The sequence below is a fragment of the Dyadobacter sp. CY347 genome, assembly GCF_021502655.1.
Taxonomy (GTDB): Bacteria; Bacteroidota; Bacteroidia; order Cytophagales; family Spirosomataceae; genus Dyadobacter.
Genome location: NZ_JAKFFT010000010.1, coordinates 240,150 through 262,845 on the forward strand (window position 1 = coordinate 240,150; position 22,696 = coordinate 262,845).

20 protein-coding genes are annotated in these 22,696 nt (G+C 44.5%); 10 read left to right on the plus strand and 10 right to left on the minus strand.

Features of this window, described 5'->3' with window-relative positions; genetic code table 11:
* Window positions 1-154 precede the first annotated feature (154 nt).
* The 7 genes from L0659_RS23995 (at window position 155) to L0659_RS24025 (ending at window position 11,174) form a co-directional block, all read left to right on the plus strand.
* A complete protein-coding gene (locus tag L0659_RS23995) occupies window positions 155-3,169 on the plus strand; it encodes a TonB-dependent receptor (RefSeq protein WP_235129109.1) in 3,015 nt (1,004 codons plus the stop codon).
* 20 nt (window positions 3,170-3,189) lie between these two features.
* Window positions 3,190-4,692: a RagB/SusD family nutrient uptake outer membrane protein gene (locus L0659_RS24000; protein ID WP_235129111.1), complete on the plus strand. Its 1,503-nt coding sequence runs from the start codon at window positions 3,190-3,192 to the stop codon at window positions 4,690-4,692.
* A 47-nt stretch (window positions 4,693-4,739) separates the two neighbouring features.
* Window positions 4,740-5,567 carry a LamG domain-containing protein gene (locus tag L0659_RS24005; protein WP_235129112.1) on the plus strand — a complete coding sequence of 276 codons (828 nt, stop codon included), beginning with the start codon at window positions 4,740-4,742 and terminating at the stop codon, window positions 5,565-5,567.
* Between the two features lie 61 nt (window positions 5,568-5,628).
* A complete protein-coding gene (locus L0659_RS24010) occupies window positions 5,629-6,975 on the plus strand; it encodes a glucoamylase family protein (protein WP_310590712.1) in 1,347 nt (448 codons plus the stop codon).
* 23 nt (window positions 6,976-6,998) lie between these two features.
* Window positions 6,999-8,378, plus strand: coding sequence for a glucoamylase family protein (locus L0659_RS24015; protein ID WP_235129113.1), 1,380 nt, complete (start codon window positions 6,999-7,001; stop codon window positions 8,376-8,378).
* Window positions 8,379-8,519: 141 nt separating this feature from the next.
* Entirely contained in the window at window positions 8,520-9,500 is a 981-nt protein-coding gene (locus L0659_RS24020) for a kelch repeat-containing protein (RefSeq protein ID WP_235129114.1), read from the plus strand.
* Window positions 9,501-9,536: 36 nt separating this feature from the next.
* Window positions 9,537-11,174 carry a M1 family metallopeptidase gene (locus tag L0659_RS24025; RefSeq protein WP_235129115.1) on the plus strand — a complete coding sequence of 546 codons (1,638 nt, stop codon included), beginning with the start codon at window positions 9,537-9,539 and terminating at the stop codon, window positions 11,172-11,174.
* Here the strand turns inward: L0659_RS24025 and L0659_RS24030 are convergent.
* The 4 genes from L0659_RS24030 to L0659_RS24045 form a co-directional block, all read right to left on the minus strand.
* Entirely contained in the window at window positions 11,166-11,834 is a 669-nt protein-coding gene (locus L0659_RS24030) for a thiamine diphosphokinase (protein ID WP_235129116.1), read from the minus strand. The genes L0659_RS24025 and L0659_RS24030 overlap by 9 nt on opposite strands.
* Window positions 11,835-11,837: 3 nt before the next feature.
* The gene (locus tag L0659_RS24035) at window positions 11,838-12,044 is read right to left on the minus strand and encodes a hypothetical protein (protein WP_235129117.1); all 207 of its coding nucleotides are present in this window, start codon (window positions 12,042-12,044) and stop codon (window positions 11,838-11,840) included.
* Window positions 12,045-12,149: 105 nt separating this feature from the next.
* Entirely contained in the window at window positions 12,150-12,977 is an 828-nt protein-coding gene (mazG, locus tag L0659_RS24040; protein WP_235129118.1) for a nucleoside triphosphate pyrophosphohydrolase, read from the minus strand.
* 25 nt (window positions 12,978-13,002) lie between these two features.
* Complete coding sequence (locus L0659_RS24045) at window positions 13,003-13,485, minus strand: PaaI family thioesterase (protein ID WP_310590713.1); 483 nt, start codon at window positions 13,483-13,485, stop codon at window positions 13,003-13,005.
* 164 nt (window positions 13,486-13,649) lie between these two features.
* On the opposite strand from L0659_RS24045, the gene L0659_RS24050 reads away from it, so the two are divergent.
* Both L0659_RS24050 and L0659_RS24055 read left to right on the plus strand, forming a co-directional pair.
* Window positions 13,650-14,444 carry a phosphosulfolactate synthase gene (locus L0659_RS24050; RefSeq protein ID WP_235129119.1) on the plus strand — a complete coding sequence of 265 codons (795 nt, stop codon included), beginning with the start codon at window positions 13,650-13,652 and terminating at the stop codon, window positions 14,442-14,444.
* A gap of 42 nt (window positions 14,445-14,486) precedes the next feature.
* Complete coding sequence (locus tag L0659_RS24055; protein WP_235129121.1) at window positions 14,487-15,143, plus strand: DedA family protein; 657 nt, start codon at window positions 14,487-14,489, stop codon at window positions 15,141-15,143.
* 107 nt (window positions 15,144-15,250) lie between these two features.
* On the opposite strand, the gene guaB is transcribed toward L0659_RS24055, so the two are convergent.
* The 6 genes from guaB to mutY form a co-directional block, all read right to left on the minus strand.
* Complete coding sequence (gene guaB / locus L0659_RS24060; protein ID WP_235129123.1) at window positions 15,251-16,726, minus strand: IMP dehydrogenase; 1,476 nt, start codon at window positions 16,724-16,726, stop codon at window positions 15,251-15,253.
* Window positions 16,727-16,929: 203 nt separating this feature from the next.
* Entirely contained in the window at window positions 16,930-18,246 is a 1,317-nt protein-coding gene (locus tag L0659_RS26435; protein WP_235129124.1) for a transporter associated domain-containing protein, read from the minus strand.
* A gap of 135 nt (window positions 18,247-18,381) precedes the next feature.
* Window positions 18,382-18,861, minus strand: coding sequence for a single-stranded DNA-binding protein (locus L0659_RS24070; RefSeq protein ID WP_235129127.1), 480 nt, complete (start codon window positions 18,859-18,861; stop codon window positions 18,382-18,384).
* Between the two features lie 60 nt (window positions 18,862-18,921).
* Complete coding sequence (locus L0659_RS24075) at window positions 18,922-20,127, minus strand: Gfo/Idh/MocA family protein (protein ID WP_235129128.1); 1,206 nt, start codon at window positions 20,125-20,127, stop codon at window positions 18,922-18,924.
* Window positions 20,128-20,165: 38 nt separating this feature from the next.
* Window positions 20,166-21,023 (minus strand): phytanoyl-CoA dioxygenase family protein, encoded by an 858-nt coding sequence (locus L0659_RS24080; protein WP_235129130.1) that lies wholly within the window; start codon window positions 21,021-21,023, stop codon window positions 20,166-20,168.
* 105 nt (window positions 21,024-21,128) lie between these two features.
* On the minus strand, window positions 21,129-22,208 hold the full coding sequence (gene mutY / locus L0659_RS24085; protein WP_235129131.1) for an A/G-specific adenine glycosylase: 1,080 nt from the start codon (window positions 22,206-22,208) through the stop codon (window positions 21,129-21,131).
* A 159-nt stretch (window positions 22,209-22,367) separates the two neighbouring features.
* On the opposite strand from mutY, the gene L0659_RS24090 reads away from it, so the two are divergent.
* Window positions 22,368-22,673, plus strand: a complete 306-nt coding sequence (locus L0659_RS24090; protein WP_026631310.1) for an HU family DNA-binding protein — start codon at window positions 22,368-22,370, stop codon at window positions 22,671-22,673.
* Window positions 22,674-22,696: the final 23 nt, after the last annotated feature.

A 22,696-nucleotide genomic window follows, 5' to 3' on the forward strand; every position in this document is an offset into this window, starting at 1 on the left:
CTCCGATGAACCTTCTTTATTACCAATTATCCTTGCATTATTCTCATTGATGTAGTTGTGATGTAGTCCTTTATTTGATTCCTGGTTGTCTTGGAACTTAAATTTGAAGACAATTAAATCTTATAATAATTCAATCAACCAAATTATAACCTAAATGAAAACTATTGTACGATTATTGTACATGATGGTTTTCCTGTCTGTCAGCTTCGTTTGCTATGGACAGGAAATTAGTGTGTCAGGGAAAGTTACGGCTGGTGCTGACGGCTCCATCCTTCCCGGAGCCAGTGTTCTCATAAAAGGAACAACTACGGGAGTTCCGACCGATGCCGAGGGGAATTTTGCGATTTCGGTTCCTTCACCGCAATCAGTTCTGGTTTTCTCGATGATCGGAATGACGGCGCAGGAAGTTACTGTTGGGACACAAACGACGATTAATGTGGCGTTGGTAGAGGACGCGAAAGCGCTGGGTGAGGTTGTCGTGATCGGATATGGTACGGCCAGTAAAAGAGACCTTACCGGATCTATTGTAACGATTAAAGGCGCTGAGATCGCTGATAAGCCTTCCGCTAACCCCATTACATCATTGCAGGGAAAAGTGGCTGGTTTGTCTGTTGTAAACTCAGGACGCCCTGGCGAAGAACCGGATGTGCGGATCAGGGGAACGAACTCGATCAATGGTGTGAAGCCTGTCTACATTGTGGACGGGATTTTGAATGACAACATTAACTTCATTAACCCCGCTGATATTGAGTCTATTGAGGTTTTGAAAGACCCATCATCACTGGCCATTTTCGGGGTAAGAGGTGCGAATGGTGCCATCGCCGTCACCACGAAAAAAGCCAAAGCGGGCCAGCTGAATGTTAATTTCAACTCGTCCGTCGGTTTCAAGCAAGTTGCCGACCGAATTAGCATGACCAACGCGGCCCAGTTCAAAGAGCTTTACAATGAACAGCTCGCAAACCAGGGCAGTGCGCCATATAATTACACCAACTGGACCGGCGACACGGATTGGCAGGATCAGATTTTCCAGAGCGGTTTCCTGAACTACAACAACGTTAGCATATCAGGCGCGACAGAAAAAAACCGCTTCTATATGGGCATTGGAACTGTGCAGGAGGAAGGAAACATCAAGCATGAAAAATACGGAAAACTGACGCTGAACATTAATGACGAACTTCAAGTCAACAAAAACCTGAAATTCGGGCTTACGTTCAGCAGTTACCGCGCTACGCCTTTTGGTGATAAAAAGAAAAACGTGGGCGGCGCAATTCTCGCGGCTCCTATTGCACCGATTTTCAACGACCAATATGGCCTTTATCATACATTGCCCGATTTCCAGCGTGCGCAGGTGAACAACCCGCTTGTTGACGTAGAATTACAGAAACGCACAGAAATTCTAAGGGAATACCGCGCTGTCGGAAGCATTTATGGCGAACTTACTTTCCTGAAAGACTTCACATTCAGGGCATCGTTGTATGCGGATTACGGTTTCAACACTATTCGCAACTATCAGCCACTTGTGAACACATATAATCCGGAGATTGTAGGTGATGACAAAACGGATGCCGTTGTAAGACAAACAGTTGTCAACCAGAAGCAGAACATTTTCCCGAAGCTTCAACAGGATTATTTGCTGACCTATAAAAAAGCTTTTGGAGACCACGACCTGACGGTTTTGGGCGGTATAACCACTTATTACAGAGGTTTTGAAGAAACTGCCTCCACAGTAAGACAAGGAAGCAGCTTTGCCATTCCGAATGATCCGCGTTTCTGGTATACGGATAATGTTGGTGATGCAGCAACAAGAACTGGCTCTGGTTCTGCCTGGGAATCAGCAACATTGTCATATTTAGGACGTATCCTTTACAATTACAAAAGCAAATATCTGGTTAATGCATCTTATCGGAAAGATGGAAGTTCTGCTTTCCTCGGCAAAGGCAGATGGCAGGATTTCGGCGCAGTTGGTCTGGGATGGGTTGTTAGTGAAGAGGATTTCTTCAAAAACCAAAGTGTTTTCGATTACCTGAAAGTGAAAGGATCTTACGGTATTTTAGGTAACCAAAATATTGACGATAAATATCGTTACCCCGCCTACCCTACGCTTACGGCTGCCAATTCAGGCGTTTTTGGAGATAATATCGTAGCAGGACTTCAAAACGAATACATTGCCGATCCGAATCTGCATTGGGAAAAAGTGCTTGCATACGAAGGTGGCGTGGAGTTCAATATGCTGAAAAATCGATTAACGGTTGAAGCGAACTATTATAACAAACTTACAAAAGACATTCTGGTGCTGGTGCCCGGAATAGCAGGCACAATTCCTGGTCTAAGCAATCTTGGTGAAGTTAAAAACCATGGATTTGAATTCGCTGCAACCTGGAACCAGGACGTTACAGACGATTTCTCCTACTCGATCAGCGGTAATTTAACCACCATCAAAAACAAGGTTCAGAAGCTATCCACCAAGGGCTATGACATTATCAATGGTGCTTCACGGACAACGGAAGGCTTCCCGATCGGTTATTTCTGGGGCTATGTGCATGACGGGATTTACCAGTCGGAAGCTGAATTCATCAAATCTCCGGTAAGCTCGATTGGGGAAGTTTCACCGGGCGACATTAAATATAAGGATGTAAATGGTGACGGTTTTATCACAGAAGCGGACAGAACATTAATCGGGAACCCAACACCTGATTTCACCTACGGAGCGTCTGTTTCTGCGAGATACAAAGGATTTGATATGGGCGTTGATCTCAACGGTGTTTATGGAAACGAGATATTCCGTCAATGGAACCGTGGCACGTTCGCCCAATTCAATTACCAGACCGAAAGAATGGATCGCTGGAACGGGCCGGGCACTTCCAATTGGGAGCCGGTTTTGAACACTTCACGCGCCAATAACTATCTGCCTTCGTCGTACTGGATCGAAGACGGCAGCTTCTTCCGGATCAGGAATGTGCAGCTCGGTTACAATTTCTCATCACAGACGCTGAAAAGCCTGCGATTGAAATCCTTACGCCTGTATGTGAATGCGCAAAACCTGAAAACATTTACCAACAGCACTGGATTTACACCCGAAATCGGCGGTAATACAACTGCTTTCGGTGTGGACAACGGGACTTATCCTGTGCCAGTCATTTACACATTCGGCATCAACCTGAATTTCTAAAAATCTTATCTCATTGAAATATGAAAAGTGCATTCATAAATAAAATCTCTATTCTGACGGTTTTCAGCCTGCTGGTTCTGTCGGGTTGCAGCGACTTCCTGGATCGCGAGCCTTTGGGACGATATGTCGAAAAGGACATTCCCGCAGGATCATTTGACAGCCAGGTTTTTGGTGTATATGCCAAAATGCGCGCCTTCGGTGTTTCTTCCATGCCTTACCTGGCCATCCATAATTTCCGCTCGGATGATGCCGATAAGGGCAGCTCAACTACGGATGGCGTTGGGCAGGAAAGCTTCTATGACAACTTTCAATACACCCAGGACGAATGGCTGCTAAACAGCTATTGGTCTGACCATTACGCATTGATTATCGCTGCTAATGCAGTGATCTCTGACATTGATTCCGTGGGTGCTCAGGATGCAGGAACAATGGTTAATAAGGCCGAAGCGAAGTTTATGCGTGCAAATGCCTACTTCAACCTGGCCAGAACTTATGGTGATGTTCCAAAAATCGATTTCAAAGTGCGTGAATCTTCTGAGGCGAACATTCCTAAATCTCCTGTGGCTGAAATATTTACGCTTATTGATTCTGACTTGACAGAGGCGTCTGCACTGCTTCCGGTTTCCTGGGAATCCAAATACATTGGCAGGCTTACCAGCGGCACGGCTCATGCATTGCACGCAAAAACACACTTGTGGCGCAAAAACTGGCCTGCTGCACTGGCAGCGGCAAAACAGGTGATTTCATCCGGCAAATATTCCCTGGTAAGCGACTATGCGGGCATTTTCCGGGAAACGGGTGAGAACAATTCGGAGTCTGTATTTGAATTACAAGCATTTTATTCCATTACACAAACCTCATTGGGCATTGAAAACGCCATGCATCAGGGTGTTAGGGGATCAGGAGCATGGGATTTGGGATGGGGCTGGAATACGCCGAACAAGTCATTGGCCGATGCATTTGAAAAAGGTGACCCAAGAAAAGATGCTACTCTGCTTTATTCGGGACAGGTGAATACGCCTTATAATGAAAATGTGCCGCCTGCTACAACGAGTATTCCAAGAGCATATTGGAATAAAAAAGCATATACAAATCCTGCGACGAGAGAGGCAACCGCAAGCCGCTTCGGACAATGGATGAATGTCCGCATTATCCGTTATGCCGATGTGCTGCTGATGGCAGCCGAAGCTGCAAACGAAGTGGGGGGCGAGCAAAATATTACGGATGCGCTGGCATGGCTGGAAATGGTCCGTGGCCGTGCACGTGGGACGAATCCTGCTATTTTACCAAAAATTGTCACCAGAAATCAGGTGCAGCTTAGAAATGCGATCCGTCAGGAACGACGTGTGGAGCTGGGGATGGAGAATGAGCGGTTTTTTGACATTGTCCGGTGGGGAATCGCGGCGGACGTTTTGCATGCTGCCGGTAAAAATCTTTACCAAAACCGTCATCGCTATCTGCCGATCCCTCGTCCGGAAATTGATAAATCGGGTGGTGTCTTAGTTCAAAATCCTGAATATTAATGCAGCGGTTTTCCTGCAATTTTTTGATCACTATTAATCGCATTGAAATGAAAAATATAATATCGCGGCTATGGTTCCTGGGTTTGGCCATATGCATCTTTTCATGTCAGAATTTTGAAAGGCCCGAGCTGGTCCTGGTTTCTGACGATGATCCGTCCTTTAACGGGCCGCTGCAACGGTTATGGGCTTTTGAAGGCGTTGCGACCGATAGCATCTGGGGCAGCCGCGGCGTTGCAAACGGCGTTTCCTATGTAGAGGGCGTCAGCGGAAAAGCCTACCAGGGCTCTGCCAGCGGACAAATTGAATATGCTTCTGCGGGCAAGCTCGCAACGATGGAAAGCTTCACCATTGCTTTCTGGATGAACACAGAAAAACACGATGGCGGTGCGCAAAGTGTGTTTATGCTCCCGAATACCGAAGATTTTTGGGGAAACACCTTCATGCTTATTGAAGGAAATACTTCTAAAAGTGACTCGATGCTTGTGAAATTCAATTTCGCAGGAAACTGGATCACATTTGACGGGACAAAAAATGCGAATGGCTTGAATAAGTGGCCAAATGCATATGGCAAATGGAAGCACGTTGCGTACACATATGATGGAACAACTTCAAAATTTGCAGCTTATGTGGACGGACAGAAACTAGCTCTTGCCGAATCCGTAACCAACATTATGAAAGACAAACAGCCTTTCGGACCGTTGAAAATGACTAATGCTTCGAAATTTGTGCTGGGTGGATTTCAGCAGCACATTGGCATAAAAGCGCCTGCGGATGCCTGGATGCTGCATTATACAGGAAAACTGGACCAGTTCAGGGTTTATACAAAAGCATTGACTGACGCTGAGATCACAGAAATCTTCACGAAGAAAATGTAATGTTAGCGGGAGAGAAGCTTCGTAAACTTCTCTCCCGTTTTTCTATTCAAATCTGTATATCATGACCAAATGCTTCATCAAGCACGGGCTTTTATTGCTTATACTTTTTTTATCAGGTTGCGATAAAAAAGATTCTTCCGGTTCGGTAACGACGCCTGAAAAAGTCGATTCGACGGATAAATTTCCAATAATATCTGACGATGAGCTCCTTACACTTGTTCAAAAGCAAACATTCAAGTATTTCTGGGATTTCGGACATCCGGTTAGTGGACTTGCGCGTGAGCGGAATTCTTCGGGTGATATAGTAACCTCAGGCGGAAGCGGATTTGGCATCATGACCATTCCGATCGCGATTGAACGCGAGTTCATTACGCGGGAACAGGGTTTGGAAAGAATGCAGAAAATAGTGGCTTTCCTCAAAGACAAATCACAAAAATTTCACGGCGCTTTTCCGCATTGGCTCAATGGTGCAACCGGCGCTGCTGTGGCATTTAGTCAAAAAGATAATGGGGCTGATCTGGTGGAAACCTCTTTTCTGGTTCAGGGCTTGCTAACAGCACGGCAGTACTTTTCTGCGTCAACGCCAGCTGAAACGGCTTTGAGAAAAGACATTAATGTGATTTGGGAAGGTGTTGAGTGGGATTGGTTCAGGAAAGGCAATGAAAATGTGCTTTACTGGCATTGGAGCCCGGATTATAAATGGGAAATGAACCACCAGATCAAAGGCTGGAACGAATGCCTGATCACATATGCCCTCGCCGCTTCATCGCCTACGCATGCAATTCCTAAGATTGTGTATGACAAAGGCTGGACCAATGATGGCAGCTTTATGAATGGAAGCGCTTATTATGGACTCACGCTTCCGCTCGGCGAGCCGTCCGGAGGGCCGCTCTTCTTTTCGCACTATTCGTTTCTTGGGCTAAACCCGACCGAACTTACTGATCAATACACCAATTATTTTACCCAAAATAAGGCACATGCCTTAATCAACTACAATTATTGCAAAGCGGATCCAAAAGATTACGGATACAGCGACCAATGCTGGGGCTTGACTGCATGCGACATCCCAAATGGCTATAATGCCAATTCTCCAACCAACGATAGAAGCGTCATTGCGCCTACGGCTGCACTTTCCTCGTTCCCATACACGCCGAACGAGTCTATGCAGGCTTTGAAATACTTTTATTACAAACTCGGCGATCAGCTTTGGGGTGATTATGGCTTTTATGATTCATTTTCCATAAAAGAACAGTGGGTTGCCGACTCCTATCTTGCCATTGATCAAGGTCCTATCATCATTATGATTGAAAACCACCGCAGCGGCTTGCCCTGGAAGCTTTTTATGAGTGCGCCGGAAATCAAGTCCGGCATGAAAAAATTGGGATTTAGCAGTCCAAATCTCAATTAGACAATTATTTAATCAACGAAATCATGAAGATATCCTGCTATTGCCTTACCTGCATATGCCTGCTCCTCTTGTTTACACATGACGGTTTTGGACAAAAGAAAAAAAACAATGTTACCAAGTCAACTGCTTTTAATCCGGCAGAACGACCTAAAAATTTATCCGATACAGCACTATTAGAGTTAGTACAAAAACAAACATTCCGCTATTTCTGGGAATTCGGGCATCCGGTCAGCGGAATGGCACGGGAGCGGAGCAACATTGCTTATGACTATGGCGATGAAGTAGTAACAATCGGCGGGACGGGATTTGGCATTATGGCCATGATCGTGGCGGCAGAAAGAGGATGGCAACCGCGGGATTCCGTCTCAGCAAGGCTTTTGAAAATGATGAAATTCCTGTCAAAAGCAGACCATTACCACGGCATATTCCCACATTGGCTCAATGGTGCAACCGGCAAAATTGTGCCTTTTGGCCGCAAAGATGATGGCGGGGACCTGGTAGAAAGTTCTTTCCTTTTCCAGGGAATGTTAGCCGCCAGGCAATATTTTGACCGGGATAATGATGTGGAAAGAGATCTCAGGAACCGCATCCAGTGGATATGGAGCGAGGCTGAATGGAATTGGTATACAAGAGGAAATCCCAACCAGCTCTATTGGCATTGGAGCCCGAACAACGGCTGGGCGATGAATTTTGAGTTGAGAGGTTATAATGAGACATTGATCACATATGTTATGGCCGCTTCTTCGCCCCGCTATCCCATCACAGCGCAGGTTTACGACAAATGCTGGGCGCAAAGTGACCATTTCAAAAACGGCAAAGAATATCATGGTATAAAACTTCCCCTGGGTTTTGAATATGGCGGACCGCTTTTTTTCGCACATTATTCATTCTTAGGCCTCGACCCAAGAAAACTGAAAGACCAGTATGCTGATTATTGGGAGCAGAATGTGAATCACTCTTTAATTAATTACAAACATTGCGTTGCCAATCCCGGCAAGTTCAAAGGTTACGGCGAAAATAGCTGGGGACTCACAGCCAGTGACACCTACAACGGCTATAATGCGCATTCCCCGACGAACGATTTTGGCACCATCACACCGACGGCAGCGCTTTCTTCATTTCCTTACACGCCGGAGCAATCAATGAAAGCATTGCGTCATTTTTATGATGATTTGGGTGACAAAATTTGGAGTGAATATGGCTTTACAGATGCATTCAATGAAAGCCAGAACTGGTATGCCAAATCACATCTTGCCATAGATCAGGGGCCGATCATTGTAATGATAGAAAATTACAGGACGGGCTTGCTTTGGAAACTGTTCATGAAAGATCCGGATGTTCAGACCGGGCTTAAAAAACTGGGTTTTGAAAGTCCTGCGCTGGAAATAAGCAGCAAAAATTAACCCGTTATTTACTAAAATTGACAGAAAGACCGGCCCTATGCTGGTCTTTCTGTTTTATAAAATATGTTTGTACCTTGATGCATGTTTCCGGCTAAGTATTTCATCAAAAATGCTTCCCTAACCCACATCAAACAAGAAAAGATGAACGCAAATCTAAAAACCTCCTTATTCCTGATTGCCCTGAACCTACTGATCCTGCCTGCGTATGCACAGATCTGGACGGTGTCGGAACCGGAAAATCTTCCTGAAAAAAGGCATGAAAATGCGATGGCAACGGTAAACGGCAAATTGTATCTTTTAGGTGGCCGTGGTGTGAAACCCGTTGACGAATATGACTTCAAAAAAGATTCCTGGTCACATTTGAAAGAGACGCCGCTGGAAATGAGCCATTTTCAGGCAATTACTTATAAGAATGAAATTTACGTTCTAGGCGCATTTACAGGCGGTTATCCGCATGAAACACCGATTCCAAATATTTACATTTTTAACCCGATAAAAAATGAATGGCGTAAAGGAGCTGCGATTCCGGAGAATCGTTTGCGCGGAGCTGCGGGAGCATTTGTATTAAATGATAAAATCTACCTGGTATGCGGCATTCAGGATGGACATTGGGACGGACAAGTTACCTGGTTCGACGAATTTGACCCGGCAACAAACACCTGGAAAACACTTCCAGACGCACCCCGGCCAAGGGATCACGTACAAGTGGCTGTTTTAGACAACAAATTATATGTTGCCGGCGGACGCTTATCCACCGCCCGCATTAACCAGGTTTTGAATACAGTGATTAAGGAAGTAGATGTATATGATTTCAAAACTGGCAAATGGTCGACGATGGATGAGTCCAATAATCTGCCTACGTTGAGAGCAGGCAACACGACGGTGGTTTATGGCAACAAAATCCTGATCATTGGCGGCGAAAGTGACGCGCATGTGGAAGCCTATAAGGAAGTTGAAGCGTTTAATACGCAAACACAAAAATGGGAAAAACTGCCTTCACTGCATCAGGGACGTCATGGAACGCAGGCAGTCTCATTGAATAAGAAAATCTTTATTGCTGCGGGATCTGCCAACAGAGGCGGCGGTCCGGAGTTGAACGACATGGAAGTTCTGGACAAATAACATTGAAATTAACCTCGATACGAAAACATTTTTTAGATGCGGAAAATACTGGTTTGCTTATTCCTATTGGCCACTAACATAAGCTGGGCGCAAGACAAAAAATTCACTCATGCCGATACGTTGCGAGGCTCTGTCACGCCGGAAAGGGTTTGGTGGGATTTGACTTATTATCATTTAAGTGTGCGCCCCAACGCCCAGGACAGCACATTGACCGGCTCAACAAAAGTGGTTTATAAGGTTCTGAAACCGTCTCAAACCCTGCAAATCGACTTGCAGGAGCCGCTACAAATTACCAAGGTTACGCAGGATGGCGAATCACTCACTTACAAGCGTGATGGCAATGCTTTTTTTATCACATTGACAAAAAAACAAGAAGCCGGAAAAGCCGAAACCATAGAAGTGTTTTATTCAGGAAAACCACGATTGGCCAAACGACCGCCTTGGGATGGAGGCGTGCAATGGGTGCCGGACGGGAAGGGCAATACGATCATTTCAACATCCTGCCAGGGCTTGGGATCCAGCGTATGGTGGCCTTGCAAGGATCACATGTATGACGAGCCCGACAGCATGCTCATCAGCATTACCGTTCCCAAAAACATGATGGATGTTTCAAATGGTAACCTCAGGTCGGTTGTAGAGAACGATGACGATTCGCATACATTCAATTGGGCGGTTCAAAATCCGATCAACAACTATGGCGTGAATATGAATGTGGCTAATTATGTGAGCTGGAAAGAATCATACAAAGGTGAAAAGGGAGATTTAGCATTAAGTTATTATGTGCTGCCTCAAAACCTGGAAAAAGCGAAGCAACAATTCAAGCAGGCGCCTCAGATGTTGAAGGCTTTTGAGCATTGGTTTGGGCCATATCCTTTTTATGAAGACGGATATAAGCTCGTGGAAGTGCCATATCTAGGCATGGAGCACCAGAGTTCGGTAACATATGGAAATGCTTATAAAATGGGCTATTTAGGCAGAGATCTGTCCAACACTGGCTGGGGCTTGAAGTGGGATTTCATTATCATTCACGAAAGTGGCCATGAATGGTTTGCCAACAACATTACTTATAAGGATGTTGCCGATATGTGGGTCCATGAAGGATTTACGAATTATTCAGAAAATCTTTACACAGAATTTTACTTCGGCAAAGAGGCTGGCGCTGATTATGTGGTTGGAACAAGGGCATTGATTGCTAACGACATTCCTATTATCGGCACTCACGGCGTGAATCAGGAGGGATCGAGGGATATGTATTACAAAGGCGGGAATATGCTCCATACGATCCGGCAAGTTGTGAATGACGATGAAAAATGGAGAGGGATACTTCGTGGCCTGAACAAGACTTTTTATCACCAGACTGTTGACGGATCACAAATTGAAGCTTACGTAAGCGATCATGCTGGAAGGAACATTACCAAAATTTTCGATCAATATTTGCGCGATGTTCGGATTCCGGTTTTTGAATATTCGTTTGGTAATAAAGGACTTCAATATCGCTGGGCCAATGTTGTAGAGGGATTTGATATGCCAATTAAAGTGAAGATAGGCGGCAAAGACGAATTTCTTTATCCGACAAGCAATTGGCAAAACCTTAAAACAAAAGGCATTAAGACACTTATTGTTGACAAGAACTTTTATGTAGAGTCAAAGGAAACGAAGCAGGCGTCAATGTAGGTCCCAGCATTCCATAATCAAAAGATCTCCCTTTTTAGCCGAAACCCTGACCATTCCATCCACCTCAGCCTGATTGCTGTTCCCTGTGCGATGGCCCAAAGTCAGGGTTTCGTTATATAGGTTGTATTTCAATCCGCTGGTTTCAATGCCTTCAACTGCTCCAACGGGAATTAACGAAATTGGTGTTCCCGCCACATACCATTTTTCAAAAGTGCCTGATAATGGGAAGATTTTAGAATAATCATCAAACATAACCAACCGTATCCGATCCTTATAACGGACCATATTGGTAATGTTTGTAATTTCATGATCAGCCCGTCGGCCAGTTGCCCAGACAATGTTTGCAGCTGGAAAACCTCTGCCTATCAAAAAGTCAATTGCCTTTTCTAAATCTGTCTTCTCCTGGTCGGGCGTGCTGATTATTTCAATCGGGTGTTGTCTTTCGGAAATTGCGTCAAAATCATGCTCCTGATCAAAGTCACCCATCCAGACATCGACTTTAATCCCTAAATCAAGGACTCTGTAAATAGCATGATCCAAAACAACTATGAAGGGGCTCCATTCGAGCAATTGGCCCAGTAGTTCAGGAGAACAGGCTTCCCCATTAGCAATAATTAAAGCAGGTTCCTGCTTCTCCCGAACGATATGGTGAGATGACATTAGTTACAATTTATTCTTAACAAGGGTAACAAGCTCCGTAAGGACGGTGTGGATCTGCACGAAATGTCGTTCCTCGATCCGTGCCAAACGCTCTTCGATCTGTTGGAATCGTCTATCGATTTGATCGAATTTTACATTTGTCACAGCGATTTGCTTTCCGTGTTCATTGACAATGTTTTCCAGCATTTGCAATTTCTCTTCTAAGTACATAAAAATCTCGTTATATGTTAAACAATGAATACGACACTACAGCTTGTAGCGCGCCGTCTGTTTAGACGTCCATTAATCAAAAAAGTAACGAGAAACGTGAGTAAATTAAATCTTGATCGCCTTAGCTTCGTTCCAATATACATCCATTTCTTCCAATGTCATATCTGATAGCGACCGGCCTTTTGCGCGGGCTGCCTCTTCCAGATATTGAAAGCGCTTTATAAATTTTTTATTCGTGCGTTCTAGCGCCGTCTCCGGATTAATGTCAACAAATCTGGAATAATTGACCAGTGAAAATAATAGATCCCCAAATTCTCCTTCCGCCTCTTTCTGATCGATCACCTCGCCGTTTTCAATGTTGAAATTCTCTTTAAATTCTTGAAGTTCTTCTTCGACTTTATTCCAAACCTGCTGTTTTTCATCCCAGTCAAATCCTACGCCTCGTGCTTTTTCCTGAATACGCATGGCTTTGACCAGCGCAGGCAGCGAACCAGGCACACCGGATAAAACAGATTTATTTCCTTCCTTCAACTTCAGCTTTTCCCAATTCTGCTTCACAGCTTCTTCATCCTCGGCCACAAAATCTCCGTAAATGTGCGGATGCCGTGAAATAAGTTTTTCAGAAATGCCTTCTAAGACATCCTTGATATCAAAATGACCTGCTCCCTGGTTTTCAGAGGCTATTTTGGCATAAAAAACAATATGCAGCAAAACGTCTCCCAGCTCCTTTTTAATCTCTGGCAAATCATTTTCCAGGATCGAATCAGACAGCTCGTATGTTTCCTCAATAGTCAAATGACGAAGTGTATCCATTGTCTGCTTCCGGTCCCATGGGCATTGTTCCCGAAGCTCGTCCATAATGGTTAAAAGCCTGTCGAAGGCCATCAACTGCTCCTGACGGCGCGCTGGCAAATCATTAAATTGCTTTTCCATAACACAAAGATATGTCGCGCCAACATTAGTCAGCGGACGGGGCGGGAATTTTAAAACTGGTCTGGATCATGTTACTCGTGCATTTGGCCACAATTCGTCCATCGGCCTTATAAATCTGACCTTCTACATGAATGATATTTTTCCCCGTACGGATCACCTGGGACTTTGCAGTAAGGATTTCTCCGGGTAATGCAGGATTCAAAAAATCGCAATTCAGGTTTACCGAAGTAAATGCAAATTCCCTCCCGAGCGCATAAACCATTGTTCCGACGATATCATCCAAAATAGTCGATGCAATCCCTCCATGCAATGTGCCCATTGGGTTACACATATCTTCGCGGACCTCATATTCGATCTCCATCGCCCCTTCCGAAACGTCGATCAATTTCCCATTCAGCCATTTGGCAACCGGCGAAAAATTACTGACCATGTGTTTTCCCTTCAATTGCAGCAGTAATTCTATGCGACTGTTTGGCGGCAGATAGGGCGCATTAGCTTGTGGATCCATTCAAAAGTGATATGTTGATAGTTTGCAATGAGATGTTCTAAAAATAGTAATTATCATAGAAAGATGCATGGAAAAGAACCAATGATGTGGATTTAATTGCGACGTATCAAAGGTAATTACTACCTTTGCGGAAGTTTTTGCCAGAGATAAAAGCATACCCATATATGAATTTTACGTTATCGCAAGTTCCTGCCCGTTCCGAAAAGCCCAGGAAAAAAGGGATCACCATGGTAATGGATAAAGGACTCAGTGTCAGGGAGACAGAAGATATGCTATCCATTGCATCTCCATATATTGATATCGTAAAACTGGGCTGGGCGACGTCTTTTGTGAGTCCGAATCTCAATGAAAAACTTGCAGTCTACAAAAATGCAAACATTCCGGTTTACTTCGGCGGGACGCTTTTCGAAGCTTTCGTGGTAAGAAACCAGTTTGACGATTACCGGAAGCTGCTTGACAAGTATGATCTCAAATATGCAGAGGTTTCGGACGGTTCCATTGAGATGAACCAGGATGTGAAATGTGAATACATTCGTACGCTGGCCCAGCAGGTTACCGTTCTTTCGGAAGTGGGTTCAAAGGATGAGAATAAAATAATTCCTCCTTATAAATGGATCCAGCTGATCAAATCGGAGTTGGAGGCGGGTGCCTGGAAAGTGATCGGTGAAGCACGTGAGTCGGGTAATGTCGGTTTGTTTCGTGCGAGCGGAGAAGTGCGGCAGGGTTTGGTTGAGGAGATCCTGACCGAAATCGCATTCGAAGATATGCTTTGGGAAGCTCCCCAGAAATCACAGCAGGTTTGGTTTGTAAAGCTTTTAGGTGCAAATGTAAATCTGGGTAACATTGCTCCCAGTGAGCTGATCCCCCTCGAAACGATCCGCCTGGGATTGCGTGGTGATACATTCAATCACTTTCTGAACGCAAAGACCAAACAGAAATGGAAAATTGATTCCAAATAGCTTTAGGGCCCTTCAAAATATTAGTTCACAAAAAACATAGCTATGGAATTTTTAACGCAGTTCGTCGATTTCTTCCTTCATCTCGACAAGCATTTGTTCAATATTGTTGAGGAATACGGCACATTAACTTACGTGATCCTATTCCTGATTGTTTTCACAGAAACAGGCCTTGTGATCATGCCACTGTTGCCCGGCGATTCACTTTTATTTGCTGCGGGTGCCATTGCGGCGAATGAAGGAACCGGCCTGAATGTATGGCTGATCATCCTCATTCTCATTATTGCTGCGCTGATGGGCGACAATGTCAATTATTTTATGGGAAGGAAATTTGGAGGAGAAATCAAAAAACGGGAACGCATTCTATTCCTGAAAAGAGAATATCTAGAAAAAACCGAAGCATTTTACGAAAAGCATGGCGGTAGCACTGTAATTATGGCGCGTTTTATTCCTATTGTTCGCACTGTTGCGCCTTTCGTTGCTGGTGCGGGTAGTATGAACTACTCCAAATACATTATTTACTGTGTGATCGGCGCACTGCTTTGGGTGCCTTCCCTTACATTATTGGGCTATTTCTTCGGGAATATGGACATTGTTAAAAACAACTTCGAACTGGTCATTTTCGGAATTATCGGATTCTCGATCCTGCCAATGATTTTCCAATATCTTAAAAGCAGGTTTGCAAAGCCGTCGGCTGCGTAGTTGAGCATTAATTCCTGTTAGCATTAGCATATTGATATAATTTAAAAGGCCTCGTGACAATGTCGCGAGGCCTTTTAAATATGTTTTAACTAAACTAAAATCGTCGCTTAGGACTTAGAAGAATAGTTTGGCGCTTCTTTCTGGATCATTACATCGTGTGGATGGCTTTCTTTCACTCCTGCTGATGTAATCTTCACAAACTGTGCTTTCTGAAGAGATGCAATGTCTCCTGCTCCGCAATAACCCATTCCCGCTTTCAGCCCTCCTACCATTTGATATACGATCTCTGAAACCTTTCCTTTGAATGGGACACGGCCTACAATCCCTTCCGGAACCAGCTTTTTAACATCATCCTCAGCATCCTGGAAATAGCGGTCTTTGGAACCATCTTCCATGGCTTCAACCGATCCCATTCCGCGGTAAGCTTTAAATTTCCGTCCTTCATAAATAACAATCTCACCCGGAGCTTCATCGCTTCCTGCCAACATAGAGCCGATCATGATTGTGCTTGCGCCGCCGGCCAGTGCTTTCGTCATATCGCCGGAGAAACGAATTCCGCCGTCCGCGATAACTGGAACGTCTGTGTCTTTCAATGCCTCAGCTGCCCACATTACGGCAGTAAGCTGCGGTACACCAATTCCGGCAATGATACGCGTTGTACAAATACTGCCAGGCCCAACACCCACTTTCACTGCGTCGGCGCCAGCATCTGCCAAAGCCTTCGCTCCCTCACCGGTTGCCACATTACCTGCAATGACATCCAGCTTAGGAAACTGCTTTTTAACAGATTTCAATGCTTCGATAACACCATATGAATGTCCATGTGCCGTGTCCAGGCTGATCACATCCACGCCAGCTTTTACCAACGCTTCAACTCTTTTCAAAAGATCCGCTGTTACGCCAACCGCAGCGCCTACGCGTAACCTGCCGTATTCATCTTTGCAAGCATTAGGGTGAGATTTCCGTTTCAGGATATCCTTATACGTAATCAGTCCTGTCAGCCTGTACTCGGAATCGACGATAGGAAGTTTCTCGATTTTGTACTCTTGCAAGATTTTTTCAGCATCGTCCAGCGACAACCCGTCGGATGCCGTGATCAGATTGTCTTTTGTCATGATATCTGTAACAGGTTTTGCCATTTCTCTTTCGAAACGCAAATCCCTGTTAGTCAGGATGCCAATAAGCTTGTGATCTTTGTCGATAACGGGAATTCCGCCGATTTTAAACTCGCGCATAATCTGGTGCGCGTCACCTAATGTAGCCGTGTCCGAAAGCGTGATGGGATCCAGGATCATGCCGCTTTCGGAGCGTTTTACTTTCCGAACCTGCTCAGCCTGGGCTTCGAGGCTCATATTTTTGTGAATAATCCCGATCCCGCCTTCCTGGGCCATCGCAATGGCCAGGTCGAATTCGGTAACGGTATCCATTGCAGCAGAAACAAGTGGAATGTTCAGCTCAATGTTACGTGTCAGCTTGGTTTTTGTTGTTGTGTTGCGAGGCAGAATTTCTGAATAACCAGGTATTAGAAGAACGTCGTCGTACGTTAACGCCTCGAAGAGGACTTTGGATGGGTCTGTGCTCATAGCAAATAAACTATTGTTATTTGCCGGGCAAAATTAAGAATAAGTTTCAAGGAAATAAAATCAATTGCACTTTTGGAGTAAAAAAACTTTGTAAGACTTTGCGGGCAAACTTTCAAAGCATTCAAATTTCAGCAGAAACGTTACCTGAATTTCGCCAAAAGAATGCATAAAAGGCTGGTTAGGCCCTTCTGTCAACAGAATGCCTAGGAAACCAAAACCCGCACTTTTTTAATTCGCTTTTTATCCGCCGATTGTACTTTAAAAGTAACGCCCCTGTGCGTCGCTAATTCTCCCGGGCGGGGCAGTCGGGAAAATAATTCAAGCAGCAGGCCAGCCAATGATTCATTGTTACCCCTTACTTCATCGAAATAGTCTGTTTCGAGATTCAGCAATCTGCAAAGGTCATTGATCAAAACCCTACCTTCAAACACGTAAGTATTTTCGTCAACCTGGGTGTAATTCACTTCATCGTCTTCATCATACTCATCATTGATATCACCAAAAATCTCTTCAATGATGTCTTCCAATGTGATTAACCCGCTTGTTCCGCCGTATTCATCAACGACAATGGCCATATGCACGCGGCGATTTTGGAATTCCTTCATCAGGTCATCCAAATGCTTGCTTTCCGGAATAAAATAGGCTGGCCGGAGCAGTTTTTGCCAGTTGAAATGCTCGTCCTGATGAATGTTGGGAAGCAAATCTTTTACATTAAGAATCCCTTCAATATGATCCAGGTCATCACGATAAACCGGAACGCGTGAATAGCCGGACTTATTAATTTTATCCATTAACTCATGGAAATTCAGCTCGATATCAAACGCTGTAATGTGAAGCCGCGCCTGCATTGCCTTTTTTGAATTGGTCTGCCTGAAATTGGCAAGTCCTCTCAGGAGATCCGTTTCTTCTTCACTTTCTGCCTTTGCTTCAAGCATTTCTGTCGTGATTTCGGCACCTTCCGGCGTTAACACACCAAAAGAATATCCCAGCTTCATGATCGGCTGCGCGAGAGGCTGACAGACTTTGATCAGAAACCTGGTAATGCCGGAAATTTTAGGAACGAGTTCAAGCGCGCGGCGGGCGCTGTTATAGCGGACCATGGCATCGAGCCATATCCAGAGCGCAAGACAACCTATTGAGATCCATTGAAACAAATTTCCAGGATCACTTTGGATGTGGATCCACGCGAGCCGTGCAGCCAGGATCAATGCCAATAATGTGATCCCACGCTGAATAAGGGAAAGCGCAAGCTGTTGTAATCGGCTTGGCAATGTGCTTTCTGCATCATTTTTACGCTCCCAGGGATTCTCCATGGCGCCCGAGGCAGCATATGCGGCCCGGATTCCGGAAAGGGAAAGGGAAATAATAAAAAGGAAAATAACCAGGATCAGGTCGTATGGCGCAAGAAAATCAGTGGGTATAATGACTCCTGCAAATAAGGTTTGCGTACATTTTTGGGGGAGTAGAATCCCCGTACGCGTTCGGGGAAGCGGATCGTCGCTGTCTGCTGTTTCTTTCACAAATGGTCTGGAAAAGTTTGCAATAAACTTTTGTTTAAATAAATGTAGCGATTCTGTTCAAAAATATTATTCCAATGCGCCCTAAATCGTGAAATAAATACTTTTGAACAGAACTGCCTTATGTTGCCGATATAATTAGAATGGCAAGTCGTCATCATCGTTTCCTGCTGCCAATGATGGCGGGATCGGGTCAGATGACCTTGGTGCCTGGTTTGCTCTTGGCTGGGAAGATTGTGCGTAACCGCTTCCGCCGCTGCTCTCTCCGCCACCGCCAGAACCAGCCGGACCGCCCAGCAATGTCATGCTGTTTGCGCGAATGGTAACGCCGGTTTTTTGCTGTCCTTCTTTATCCGTCCAACTGTCTGTACGGATCCGGCCTTCAATGTAAACCTGATTGCCTTTTTTCAAGTATTTCTCAGCGACTTTGGCCAATCCTTCCCAAAGCTCAATGCGGTGCCACTCTGTATTATCGACGCGTTCACCGCTTTTGTTGGTATATGACTCTGTTGTGGCAATATTAAATTTTGCAACTGCCGAGCCGCTTTCCAGATATCTCACCTCCGGGTCGCTTCCCAGATTGCCTATCAAAATGACCTTGTTAACACTTCCTGCCATGATTTCTTATTTGTGGATGATTATTATAGTTTATTTTAAAGATACAGATGTAAAAGCACTTTATAAATCCTGCTCGCTGATTTTGCCCGTTATTTTATGTTTAAGTATTAATTTATTCCGGCCATCATGCGTCATTTCCTGTTTAATTAAATAATATTCTTCATTGTAAGAAGTGTAATTTGACGGTTTGGTCACACCCTCCTGCCCACGCCACACAGGAAGTTCTACTTTCTCCCAAAGCTTGGTTTTGGCCGATTTATATGCCGCATCAATAACAGCATTGACCACATAACCATCGTAAAAAGTTTCTGCTGCCTCAGTCCCATTTTCAACCGCATTGAACATATCGGTGAACATATGGTTATAACCCAGATCATTCACTTCGTCACCCACCGGAAATAGCCAGCCTGTGTTGCTTTCGGCCTTTTCTGCCACATAGTCCTCTCCTTTTCCATCCGCATTCTGGCCCGTTGTGAACATCTCAAAACCGGTTCTCAGGAAATTATTGATCCAGATCGTTCCTTCGGTTCCCATGACCTCATCGCGCAGGTCCATTCCGCCGCGGAACGTCCAGCTCACTTCAAACTGGCCGATGGCGCCATTTTCATATTTAACCAATGCGATCGCATGATCCTCAGCATCAATAGGTTTCACCTGCGTATCCGCCCAGCACATGACTTCGACCGGCTTAATGTCCTTACCAATAAAATTGCGTGAAATTTCAATGCAATGGCATCCAAGGTCAAGAATACATCCGCCGCCTGCTTGTTCAATGTCCCAGAACCATTCACTATGCGGACCCGGGTGTGCTTCACGGGATTTTGCCCAGATTATCCTCCCTAATGATCCGTTTCTGACACTTTCCATGGATTTCAAAAACTTCGGCGTGTAGCAAAGGTCTTCCAGATAGCCTGCAAAAATCCCTGCTTCCTCCGCTGCTCTCATCATTCTTAACGCCTCTGCTCCATTTCGGCCCAGCGGCTTGGTGGAAACAACCGCTTTTTTATGCTTTGCGCACAACATTACGGCTTCTTCGTGAATGTTGTTGGGCAGTGCAATGCACACCATATTCACGTCCGGATGCGCAATGACTTCCTCCATATTGGACGACCAAAAATCGCATCCGTAGTCGGTCGCGAACTTTTGCGCACTCTCTTCCCGTCGAGCATAAATTGCAACAACCCTATCCCGGCCCCGCTGACCATGAATGGATTCAGCATAAAAACGTCCGATAAAACCGGAACCTAACATCGCAATTTTCTGCATAAGAATAATATCATTTAAGTTTTAGGATAGTCGTAATGTCAGGTCGTTTTCACTTCACTTTCCCAGCCGGTCGTTTTTAATGCTGGATCATTTTCTTTTTTCAAAAAGTCGGCATCACCAAATGATGCAGCATCCCATTCCAGAAGCGCCCGGTCGGGCACAATTGAAACCGGAACTCGCCACGATGTGGAAGTTTCGGCATAGGCAATGTTGGATTGTGAATTATAGCAGGAGATCAGCGACCATCTTGGATGATCCGACAAATTGGCTTCGGACCTGTGCATGAGGTTACTATGAAAAAACAACGCGTCGCCCGGCTCGATCTCGCAATAAACAAGATCCATCGTTTTCAATGCGTGATTGACCATTTCCATGTCCGCACCCACCTGTTCGCCTGCGAAGCCATGGTTTACGCGGCCCATTTTGTGTGAGCCTTTAATGACTTGCAAACAACCATTTTCCTTGTTAGCAGGCGTCAAAGCGATCATTACGCTCATTAACTGGTCGGGATAAATAAATTGATTTTTATACCAATAACCATAATCCTGATGCCACTCCCAGGCACCGCCGACCTTCGGTTCTTTTTGCATTAGTTTGGTATGAAAATGACAAACCGGGCTTTCCTGCCCCAGCAACTGCCTAACGGAATTGACCATTCGCTCGCTCCGGATCAAATAGCCAAAAACATCATCTCCCGGCGTAAACCACAAGGAAAGTTTCGTCTTTTTCCCCGACTGATCATTCAGGTCCATCGCGTTATTCTGCATGACCGAATTCTCGACCGCCGTTTTATATAACTTATCGGTCTCTTCCTTTGAAAATAGTCCTTTGACAACCAGGTAACCATCCTCCTCAAATGTCTTGATCTGATTTGCATTCAAACTAAAACTCGTCATAACTGCGTCGTTTTACATGTTTAGTACAAAAATATATTACTTAAAATACAATTCCTTAAACTTGATCAAGTTTAAAATCATTTAGACGGAATTCGTTTGAACTGGTCACAAATATTTTTCTTCATTTAGCAAAGTATTTATCAAAATCGGCTTTGGAAGCGCCTCAATGGCATTTTTTGAGAAAAAATAAATATTTGGGGGTAAGTCAAACGGCACATTTTCAGGAATAGTAACCCACCAGAACTGAACATGTAATTTTTGATGGGTTAACAAATGGACGTACGTTTTCGAAATCTGACGAATACTGCCCTTGCCTAGCAGCGCAAACAATGTTTCATTCCCATCCAGATCATCCGGCGATTCAATCTGACCGGCTGATTCTACGAGAAAAAAATCATAAAGTCCTTTCCAGATGTCTTTTGAGCTCCTTTCCTGCATGGCTAATTTTTCGCCTTGCTGAAAAATGAAATAATTCAAAAACCGGTTTTTGGCTTTTTGCTTTTTTGCTTTTACCGGAAGTTCATTTTGCACATTGAAAGCGTATGCATAACAAATGTCATTGAAAGGACATATTGTACAGTTTGGCGAAACAGGCACACATTGGATCGCGCCAAACTCAATCATAGCCTGGTTATAAGTCGCCGGATCTTCGTGGGAAATCAGCGTTTTTGCAACTTTGGCAAACTCCTTTTTCCCTTCATTGCTGAGCATGTCTGACTTGATTCCAAAAATGCGCGACATGACCCGGTAAACATTGCCGTCAATGGCTGCAACTGCTTCATTAAAAGCAAAAGATGCGATGGCCGCCGCCGTATAATGACCCAAACCCTTTAACTTTGAAAGGGTTAATGCAGTTTCAGGGAATTTTCCACCAAACTCGCTAACGACCTGTCGGGCCGTATAATGCATGTTCCGCGCCCTGGAATAATAGCCCAGGCCCTGCCACAACCTCAGGACATCGCGCTCGTCGGCATTAGCAAGATCAAATACGGTTGGATAATTGGCTGTAAATTTCTCATAATAAGGCATTCCCTGTGCGACCCTTGTTTGCTGTAAAATGATCTCGGACAGCCATATTTTATAAGGGTCTGTGGTTTGTCGCCAGGGCAAAGGACGGTGGTTTTTGAGATACCAGGATTTAAGTTTTTTGTTAAAATCAATTGCCTGTAACTGATCTGATATCATATTAATTGCACTTATGTACGCTGTTATTTAACCAATTAGAAAAAAAATGAAAACGCCTTCCTTTTAAATCTTGGTAAAATTAGCGTACCTTTGTGTTCCCAAAATTTAGAGGAGTAAGTAAATAAATGAAATAATATCCACTTAAAGTAAACAATCAAAGTGACTAAGGCAGACGTAATCGCACAGATTTCTGAGAAAACAGGTGTAGACAAGGGCGATGTTCAGCAAACGCTCGAATCGTTCTTCACCGTGGTAAAGGACTCACTTTCTGAGGGAGAGAACCTTTATGTAAGAGGTTTTGGTAGTTTCATCAATAAAAAACGTGCGCGTAAAGTTGCCCGTAATATTTCGAAGGGAACTTCAATGATCATTGACGAGCACTTTGTACCGAGCTTCAAACCTGCAAAAGTATTTGTTGAGCAGGTTAAGGAAAGTGACAAACTTAAAGCTGTTGCTGAAAAGTAATTTACCTGAAAAGGTTTGGGTTA

Excerpts from the sequence above, each read along its gene's own strand:
- L0659_RS23995 (WP_235129109.1), top strand. The coding sequence starts at position 155 with ATGAAAACTATTGTACGATTATTGTACATGATGGTTTTCCTGTCTGTC.
- L0659_RS24000 (WP_235129111.1), top strand. The coding sequence starts at position 3,190 with ATGAAAAGTGCATTCATAAATAAAATCTCTATTCTGACGGTTTTCAGC.
- L0659_RS24005 (WP_235129112.1), top strand. The coding sequence starts at position 4,740 with ATGAAAAATATAATATCGCGGCTATGGTTCCTGGGTTTGGCCATATGC.
- L0659_RS24010 (WP_310590712.1), top strand. The coding sequence starts at position 5,629 with ATGACCAAATGCTTCATCAAGCACGGGCTTTTATTGCTTATACTTTTT.
- L0659_RS24015 (WP_235129113.1), top strand. The coding sequence starts at position 6,999 with ATGAAGATATCCTGCTATTGCCTTACCTGCATATGCCTGCTCCTCTTG.
- L0659_RS24020 (WP_235129114.1), top strand. The coding sequence starts at position 8,520 with ATGAACGCAAATCTAAAAACCTCCTTATTCCTGATTGCCCTGAACCTA.
- L0659_RS24025 (WP_235129115.1), top strand. The coding sequence starts at position 9,537 with ATGCGGAAAATACTGGTTTGCTTATTCCTATTGGCCACTAACATAAGC.
- L0659_RS24030 (WP_235129116.1), bottom strand. The coding sequence starts at position 11,834 with ATGTCATCTCACCATATCGTTCGGGAGAAGCAGGAACCTGCTTTAATT.
- L0659_RS24035 (WP_235129117.1), bottom strand. The coding sequence starts at position 12,044 with ATGTACTTAGAAGAGAAATTGCAAATGCTGGAAAACATTGTCAATGAA.
- mazG (WP_235129118.1), bottom strand. The coding sequence starts at position 12,977 with ATGGAAAAGCAATTTAATGATTTGCCAGCGCGCCGTCAGGAGCAGTTG.
- L0659_RS24045 (WP_310590713.1), bottom strand. The coding sequence starts at position 13,485 with ATGGATCCACAAGCTAATGCGCCCTATCTGCCGCCAAACAGTCGCATA.
- L0659_RS24050 (WP_235129119.1), top strand. The coding sequence starts at position 13,650 with ATGAATTTTACGTTATCGCAAGTTCCTGCCCGTTCCGAAAAGCCCAGG.
- L0659_RS24055 (WP_235129121.1), top strand. The coding sequence starts at position 14,487 with ATGGAATTTTTAACGCAGTTCGTCGATTTCTTCCTTCATCTCGACAAG.
- guaB (WP_235129123.1), bottom strand. The coding sequence starts at position 16,726 with ATGAGCACAGACCCATCCAAAGTCCTCTTCGAGGCGTTAACGTACGAC.
- L0659_RS24070 (WP_235129127.1), bottom strand. The coding sequence starts at position 18,861 with ATGGCAGGAAGTGTTAACAAGGTCATTTTGATAGGCAATCTGGGAAGC.
- L0659_RS24075 (WP_235129128.1), bottom strand. The coding sequence starts at position 20,127 with ATGCAGAAAATTGCGATGTTAGGTTCCGGTTTTATCGGACGTTTTTAT.
- L0659_RS24080 (WP_235129130.1), bottom strand. The coding sequence starts at position 21,023 with ATGACGAGTTTTAGTTTGAATGCAAATCAGATCAAGACATTTGAGGAG.
- mutY (WP_235129131.1), bottom strand. The coding sequence starts at position 22,208 with ATGATATCAGATCAGTTACAGGCAATTGATTTTAACAAAAAACTTAAA.